Below are 8,063 nucleotides of genomic sequence, written 5' to 3'. Positions count from 1 at the left end.
TCAAATCCCCGCTGATAATCCGCGCGGTACCGGCGTTGGCGACAAAGGTCAGCGTCTGGCTCTGACTGCTGCCGTTGATTGTTGCGGTGACCCTGCTGGCTCCGGCTTTTTTGCTGGTCAGCGTCACGATGACCGAACCGTCGCTGCCGGTGGTACCGCTGGCGGCGATGCTTGCGCTGTTGTCCGCGGTGAAACTCACCTTCTGACCGGACAGAATATTACCGTGCTCGTCGCGCACCGTGGCTTTCACGCTGTTGCTGGCGCTGCCGTTGGCCAGTGCATTATTGCTGACCACCAGCAGATCCCCGCTGATAATCCGCGCGGTACCGGCGTTGGCGACAAAGCTCAGCGTCTGGCTCTGACTGCTGCCGTTGATCGTCGCGGTGACCTTGCTGGCTCCGGCTTTTTTACTGGTCAGCGTCACGGTGACCGAACCATCGCTGCCCGTGGTGCCACTGGCAGCGATGGTTGCGCTGTTGTCTGCGTGGAAGCTCACCCTTTGACCGGGTAAGAGATTGCCGTGTACATCTGTTACCGTCGCTTTCACGCTGTTCGCATCAACACCGTTGGCCTTCGCCGTGTCTTTTATTACCACCAGATCCCCGGCAGCAATTTGTGCTGTCGCATCGTCAGCCACAAAGCTCAACGTTTGGCGCTGCGTGCTGGTATCAACCGTTGCGGTAACGGTACTCTGCCCGGCCTTCGTACTGGTGATAACCATGATCACTTCGCCCGAAGCATCCGTTGTGCCCGTTGCCGCCACCGTACCGCTGTTATCTGCCGAGAAATCCACCGGAAAATTTGCGACCCGGTTGCCGTAGCCATCCGTCACCGTCGCTTTAACCGTGTTGGTATCAATACCGTTCGCCCTGGCACTGTCTGTGACCACCACCAGATCGCCACTGGCAATCTGCGCCGTTGAACTGTCTGCGTCAAAGGTCAGCATCTGATGCTGCACACTACCGTTAACGGTCGCTATAACACTACTTTGCCCGGCGGAGGTATTAGTGAGTGTCACGGTGACACTGCCGTCACTGCCGGTCGTGCCGCTGGCGGTAATGGTTGCGCCATTGTCTGCGCTAAAACGTACCACCTGGCCCGCAAGAGGATTACCCTCGGCATCCGTCACCGTCGCTTTTACGCTGTTCTCATCAACACCGTTCGCCTTCGCGTTATCTTTTATAACCACCAGATGGCCGCTCGCTATCTGCGCCGTCGCACTGTCGGCGACAAAGGTCAGCGCCTGGTGCTGTGTGTGAGTATTCACAGTCGCCGTGATGTTACTTTGCCCGGCGGTGGTATTGGTAAGCGTGGCGGTGACGCTGCCATCGTCCCCGGTTGTGCCGCTGCTGATAATCGTCGCGCCATTATCAGCGCTGAAACTTACCGTTTGATCCGCCAGGACGTTGCCGTGAATATCTGTCACCGTTGCCTTGATGCTATTCGTGTCGATACCATCGGCTTTTGCATTGTCCTTAACGACGATCAGATCGCTTTTGCGGATCCGCGCGCTGGCGTTATCTTCGGTCAGGATGATATTTGCCGCTGCAAAGCGTCTGTTGCGGGCGAACGGAGTCAGCGTAAAGTTTTCAGGGCGCGTGCCTGCCGTCAGCGTGGCGACGTACTCGCCGGGTGCGCGGCGGGTGAAGGAACTGATCGTTGAGGTGATGTTGCCCCGTAATTTGGCGACTTTTTCGATACTGATATCTTCTTCAGGGATATCGACAGGTTTACCCAGGCTATCATTCACTTTCAGCACCAGCTGTAGCTGCGTCTTGCCATCTGCCAGCAACTGGCTGTGCGCAGGGATAAAGAGACTCGTTGTCGTATTGATGGTGCCCTGGACTACCGTCACCTGGGTTTCTGCCGCAGGGGAAGTGTTGCCCTGTTTGTCCACCGCCACACTGCGCAGAGTGTAGGTATTGCTGCTGCCGGGTTCGGTTTGATAATCCGGCAGAATAACGCTGTAATCGGCAGCGCTTTTCTGCACGATTTCCCCGCCTGCCGCCACCAGCGCCGCAGCCGACCAGTTAATTTTATCCAGCCCGTACTGGCTGTTTACCACCACACCGAGCGGTTTTTCCTCACCCGCATAGCCGGTGACCAGGGGAGCGGCTTGCAGGCGAATCACCACTTTTTTACGGTAATTGAGCACTATCTGGTTGTTACGCTCAATCAGCGCGTGCCGGTCTGCTGCCAGGCTGTGCATCTGCTGAGCGGCAGCGGGGTCGGTCTGATGCCGCCAGGTTTCGTTCGGCTGATAACGCAACTGAATGCCTACACGCGTGTCGCCGCGCCCGGATGCTCCCAGGCTTCGTGCCGCGTTGAGCGTCAGCAAAGGGAAGGGGGTGTAATTAACCCCGACGGTGATAGCGTGCGGATTGCGCTGGTGGTTGTCCTTGCTAAAGAGCGCGACCTGTTGACCGTAGTATTGTTCGTAAATAAGTTCTCCGCCCAGTTGCGGCAGCGCAGGCAGCCATGCCTGAGCACGGATATCCCAGCCGTTAGCCGGACGCTCTGTGTAATCTTGCCTGTCGGGCGAGTTTTGCCAGTTGCTCAGGCGCAGGTAGCTGTTTGCGCCGAACTTCAGATAGTCGCGCCAGTATTCAATGCCTGTTCCCATACGCTTATGGCCGCGCGACAGGTCGTAATCAAAAAAGGTGTTGCCCCCGACCATCCAGGTGTTATGGAATGCGCGATAACCAAAACCTACGTTCCCCTGGGTGCGATCGTCGGTACGGTGGAGGCTTTGTTGGGAAAAAAACAGCCGGTCTTCGCGCTCTGACAGAGGAATAAGCATATCGAACTGTGAGTTCGTTAACCCGGACTCTTTGTTGAGCGCGAGCTGTATTTGCGCCGTGCCAACCTGCTCAAGCCAGCGCTGGATCTGTTCGCTGACTTCATTACTGGCGAGGCTAAAAACCGTGGATGTCATGGCTTCGTGGTCACGGGCGCTGGCCACGCGCGAAACCAGCCCGGCCGCCGTTTGCAGCGTCGTTGATGGTGAAGATGGCGGGAGCATATCGTGCGGGGTGCTGGCTGTCGTGCGGGGAACATCCAGCTCGTCACCGGCTTGCAGGTTATCGAAACCGCGCGCAAACGTGCGTAGCTGGTTTAACTCACGCAGCGACTGCACGCTCAGGTGGTGTTTCTCAGCCACGGAGGCGACAGTTTCCCCCGTTCGTAATGTGTACACCGTGGTGGGTTGCGCCACCGCGTGCGTTTTGGCGTGTCCGGTAACCGGGTTAACTATGGGGGCCACGGGAAGGGCTATTTGCAGAAAAATATGCATCCCGGCAATGATTTTTGTTTTAAACGGTGTAAACCACGACTGAGTGTTTTTCATTTGATTTCATTACGTCCTGTATCACTATCGACGCCAACCTGCATGGCTCTTTTCCCTGGGGTTTTGATCAATAAAAAAACAGCCGCCTTTTCTGCCAATAATGAAAAACAGAAAACTTCGGGTGGTTATTTTTTAAGCGAATCAATGAGCTGAAGATTAAATCTGTTGTTATAAGTAATACGTCGGTAGACGGCGGGAGATACTGAAAGGGGCAGAGGAAAAATAAACAATTTATAAAATTAATTTTTTTAAGAGTTAATAAATCAATAAAAAATCAAACCGGGCGGGGCGTTTGTTATTGCGCTGAAAGATATTTTTCTATGCTGGCGCCTGCGATCCTTTTTTTCCTGTATTGTGCTGCGATAATTACAGCATAGGCTGGTTGCATGCTGGCATGAGGAAGGGTTTATGGATTACGAATTTTTGCGTGATGTCACCGGTGTGGTGAAGGTGCGGATGTCGATGGGGCATGAAGCGCTTGGGCACTGGTTTAACGAAGAAGTCAAAGAGAACCTGGCCTTGCTCGACGAAGTGGAGCAGGCGGCAAAAACCGTGAAAGGCAGCGAGCGCTCATGGCAGCGCGCCGGGCATGAATACACCTTGTGGCTGGATGGCGAAGAAGTGATGGTGCGCGCTAATCAGCTGGCATTTTCCGGCGACGAGATGGAAGAAGGCATGAGTTACTACGATGAAGAGAGCCTGTCGCTGTGTGGCGTCGAGGATTTTCTGCAAGTCGTGAATGCCTATCGCGAATTTCTCAAACAGCGTTAATCAGGGAGCCTCCTTGCTCCCTGTCGGTTACACGGCCGGAATATTGCGGCCGTAGTAAATCTCGCGCATCTCTTTCCACAGCGCAGCGGTTATCTCTTCACGCTCCTGTGGCGTTAAATCTTCCGGTTTGGTATGGAACATGTAGTGCTTAAGGTCGAACTCTTTAAGCAGCATTTTGGTGTGGAAAATATTTTCCTGATAAACATTCACATCCATCATGTCATACAAGGATTTCATATCATCAGACATAAAATTCTGGATCGAATTGATTTCGTGATCGATGAAATGTTTCATCCCGTTGACGTCGCGGGTAAAGCCACGCACGCGATAATCCACGGTAACGATATCCGACTCCAGCTGATGGATAAGGTAATTCAGCGCTTTCAGCGGAGAGATAACCCCGCAGGTTGAGACTTCAATGTCGGCGCGGAAAGTACACAGGCCGCCTTCCGGGTGGCTTTCCGGATAGGTGTGTACGCAGATATGGCTTTTATCCAGGTGCGCCACAACGGTTTCGGGCAGCGGGCCGGGATGCTCGGTGTTGTCGATAAGGTGCGGGTCGACAGGTTCTTCACTGACCAGAATGGTGACGCTTGCGCCTTGCGGCTCATAATCCTGGCGGGCGATATTCAGAATATTGGCGCCAATGATATTGCAGGTTTCCGTGAGGATCTCTGTTAAACGATTGGCGTTATATAGCTCATCAATATAGGCGATATAGCCGTCGCGCTCTTCGGGAGTTTTGGCGTAACAGATATCGTAGATACAAAAACTCAGGCTTTTCGTCAGGTTGTTAAAGCCATGTAGTTTAAGCTTTTTCAATTAGCTCACCTCCTTAGGGGTCAGGGCGTCCTGTAAATATTGCGGCAAAGCAAATGCTGCCGTATGAATGGCCGGATTGTAATAACGGCAGCTCAGCGCAGCGTTATGGAAACGGGCGGCGATAATTTCAGTCGAGAGCGTGCGCAGCGCCGGGTTATCGGTCGCCCAGGCGAATGTCATGATGCCGCCATAGTAAGTTGGCACCGCAGCCTGGTAAAAACTGACATCATCAAAGTAGTGGTTCAGCTTACGATAGCTGTCGACCGCTTCGTCCTGTTGCAGGAAACAGACACCATTTTGCGCGACAAAAATGCCGCCCGCGTTCAGGCAACGTTTACAGCCGGCGTAAAAGTCCGAGGTAAACAGGCTCGCGCCGGGGCCGACCGGGTCAGTGCAGTCTGAAATAATCACATCAAACGTTTGCGTCGTGCTGTTAACAAACTTGACGCCATCATCAATGACGAGGTTGAAACGCGGGTCGTCATACGCGCCAGCGTTATGTTTGGGTAAGTACTGGCGGCAAAAAGAGACCACGCCCTGGTCGATTTCAACCATCGTGATGGTTTCGATATTTTTGTGGCGGGTGACTTCGCGCAACATAGCGCCATCGCCGCCGCCGATAATCAGCACATGTTTCGCATGCCCGTGCGCCAGCAGTGGGACGTGGGTCATCATTTCGTGATAGATAAACTCATCGCGCTCGGTCGTTTGTACCACACCGTCCAGCGCCATCACGCGGCCAAAAGCAGCGTTCTCAAAGATTATCAGATCCTGATGATCGGTTTTCTCATGATAAAGCACGTTATCAACGGCAAAATATTGACCAAACTGATCGTGCAGCGTTTCTTGCCATACCGGGGTTTTAGCCATTGGCAGCTCCTTTGTTAACATCCGCGAAAAGCAAGCGCAACATCATAGCCCGGTCTGCGCGATGATGCACGACCAGCGTCAACCACGCCAGGTACGGATACGTTGCGGCTTAATTGCTAAAGGACAGGGAAGGGGTTATTTCACGTAGGCGAGAAGGCTTAAGGAATCACGCGCCAGAGCTTTGCATTTTTTTGCCGTGGGAATACCGATGCCACTGAGGTCGCGATAACTCTCTTCGCCCAATGATTTCATATCCCATGAGTCATAATTGCTAAGATCCCACTGATTCTGCTGGGCAAAAAACACCAGCGCACGACGAATCTGCCCATTGGGTAAGTCATTGTAGCCGCAATCATTTTTCAGAAAAACGAAGACTGCAGTGAGATCGGCCATATCTTCAGCTTCGGATTCACTCAGCGCATAACTGTTAACGGAGACAGCCAGCAGGCTGCCAAGGATTACGGTTTTGAAAAACGTCTTCATTCTCTCTACCACAGGATGACGGAATTTAAACGTTAGCACACTCGTGAATGGGCGACGATATTTATTATTCCTGGTTTGCTTGACCTTCCGGCAGGGGAAAGGTTTAAGCTGAAAAGAACCTGCAACGAATAAGGAAATACCCATGCAACGTCGAGAGTTTTTAAAATATTCCGCCGCCCTTACCGTGGCGAGCGCGCTACCGCTGTGGAGCCGCTCGCTGTTTGCCGCACAGCGCCCCGCGCTGCCTGTTCCGCCTCTTTTGGCTCCGGACGCGCAAAGCCGCATACGGCTGGTGGTGCAGGCGGGTGAAACCACTTTTGCCGGCAAAAAGGCCGCGACCTGGGGGTATAACGGCGCGTTGCTGGGACCGGCACTGCAGCTGTCGCAGGGGAAAGAGGTGAATGTCGAGATCTATAACCGGCTCTCTGAAGAAACCACCGTGCACTGGCACGGCCTTGAAGTGCCCGGCGAGGTGGACGGCGGCCCGCAGGGGATTATCAAAGCGGGCGGCAGCCGTGCGGTGAGTTTTACCCCGACGCAGCAGGCCGCAACCTGCTGGTTTCACCCGCATCAGCATGGCAAAACCGGGCGCCAGGTCGCGATGGGGCTGGCGGGGCTGGTACTGATTGAGGACGCGAACAGTCGCCTGCTGCGTCTGCCAAAACAGTGGGGCATCGATGATGTGCCGGTTATCGTGCAGGACAAAAAATTTACCCCGCGGGGGGAAATCGACTATCAATTAGATGTGATGAGTGCCGCCGTGGGCTGGTTTGGCGATACGCTGCTCACTAACGGTGCAATCTATCCGCAGCACGCTGCGCCACGCGGCTGGCTGCGTTTGCGCCTGTTAAACGGCTGTAACGCGCGCTCGCTCAATTTTGCCGCCAGCGATAAACGCCCTTTATATGTGGTGGCGAGCGATGGCGGTCTGTTGAGTGAGCCGGTTAAAGTGAGCGAGCTGCCGATGCTCATGGGCGAGCGTTTTGAGGTGCTGGTGGACACGCGCGATGGCAAACCGTTCGATATCGTAACGCTGCCGGTAAAACAGATGGGCATGACCGTTGCGCCATTCGACAAGCCGCATCCTGTGCTGCATATCCAGCCGCTGCAAGTCGCCGCCTCCGGCACGCTGCCGGACACGCTGGCCTCTCTGCCGCCGCTGCCTGCGCTGGACGGGTTAACACAGCGCACGCTGCAACTCTCTATGGATCCAATGCTGGATATGATGGGCATGCAGGCGCTGAGGGAAAAATATGGCGAAGGCGCGATGGCCGGTATGTCGATGCAGCACGGGCAGATGGACCATCAACAAATGGATCACGGCCAAATGAACCACGGCCAAATGGGTCATGGCAGCAAGGGGTTCGATTTCCATAATGCCAACCGTATTAATGGTAAAGCATTTGATATGAATACCCCGGCGTTTGCGGCGCAAAAAGGGCAGTATGAGCGCTGGGTGATTTCCGGTGAAGGAGACATGATGCTGCATCCTTTCCATATTCACGGCACCCAGTTCCGCATTCTTTCAGAGAACGGTAAACCGCCAGCGGCGCATCGCACAGGCTGGAAAGATACGGTGAATGTGTATGGTGCGCGTAGCGAAGTGCTGGTGCGTTTTGCTCACGACGCGCCGAAAGCGTATCCGTATATGGCGCACTGCCATCTGCTGGAGCATGAGGATACCGGCATGATGTTAGGGTTTACGGTTTAACCAAAAAAAATCCCCCCAGCCTTACGGTCGGGGGGATTTTTTGTCCTCTTTTCAGGAAGC

At 54.2% G+C, this 8,063-nt stretch carries 6 protein-coding genes; 2 read left to right on the top strand and 4 right to left on the bottom strand.

Annotated elements, in window-relative coordinates; all coding sequences use genetic code 11:
• On the bottom strand, positions 1 to 3,346 hold a 3,346-nt coding region (locus tag ACTU3N_RS18865), incomplete at its 3' end, for an Ig-like domain-containing protein (RefSeq protein ID WP_443087657.1).
• A gap of 408 nt (positions 3,347 to 3,754) precedes the next feature.
• Between ACTU3N_RS18865 and yacL the strand changes: the two genes are divergently transcribed.
• A complete protein-coding gene (yacL, locus tag ACTU3N_RS18860; RefSeq protein WP_443087656.1) occupies positions 3,755 to 4,117 on the top strand; it encodes a protein YacL in 363 nt (120 codons plus the stop codon).
• 27 nt (positions 4,118 to 4,144) lie between these two features.
• Here the strand turns inward: yacL and speD are convergent, their stop codons facing one another.
• The 3 genes from speD to ACTU3N_RS18845 form a co-directional block, all read right to left on the bottom strand.
• A complete protein-coding gene (gene speD / locus ACTU3N_RS18855; protein ID WP_443087655.1) occupies positions 4,145 to 4,939 on the bottom strand; it encodes an adenosylmethionine decarboxylase in 795 nt (264 codons plus the stop codon).
• Positions 4,940 to 5,809, bottom strand: a complete 870-nt coding sequence (gene speE, locus ACTU3N_RS18850) for a polyamine aminopropyltransferase (protein WP_443087654.1) — start codon at positions 5,807 to 5,809, stop codon at positions 4,940 to 4,942.
• A 135-nt stretch (positions 5,810 to 5,944) separates the two neighbouring features.
• Positions 5,945 to 6,436, bottom strand: a complete 492-nt coding sequence (locus ACTU3N_RS18845; protein WP_443087653.1) for a YacC family pilotin-like protein — start codon at positions 6,434 to 6,436, stop codon at positions 5,945 to 5,947.
• Here ACTU3N_RS18845 and cueO point away from each other — a divergent pair.
• Positions 6,435 to 8,003, top strand: a complete 1,569-nt coding sequence (gene cueO / locus ACTU3N_RS18840; protein ID WP_443087652.1) for a multicopper oxidase CueO — start codon at positions 6,435 to 6,437, stop codon at positions 8,001 to 8,003. The two genes, ACTU3N_RS18845 and cueO, sit on opposite strands and share 2 nt — an antisense overlap.
• Positions 8,004 to 8,063 lie beyond the last annotated feature (60 nt).

This window comes from Vagococcus sp. WN89Y, from assembly GCF_052220145.1.
In the GTDB taxonomy this organism is placed as follows: domain Bacteria; phylum Pseudomonadota; class Gammaproteobacteria; order Enterobacterales; family Enterobacteriaceae; genus Kosakonia.
This window is presented reverse-complemented; position numbering and strand designations above follow the sequence as displayed.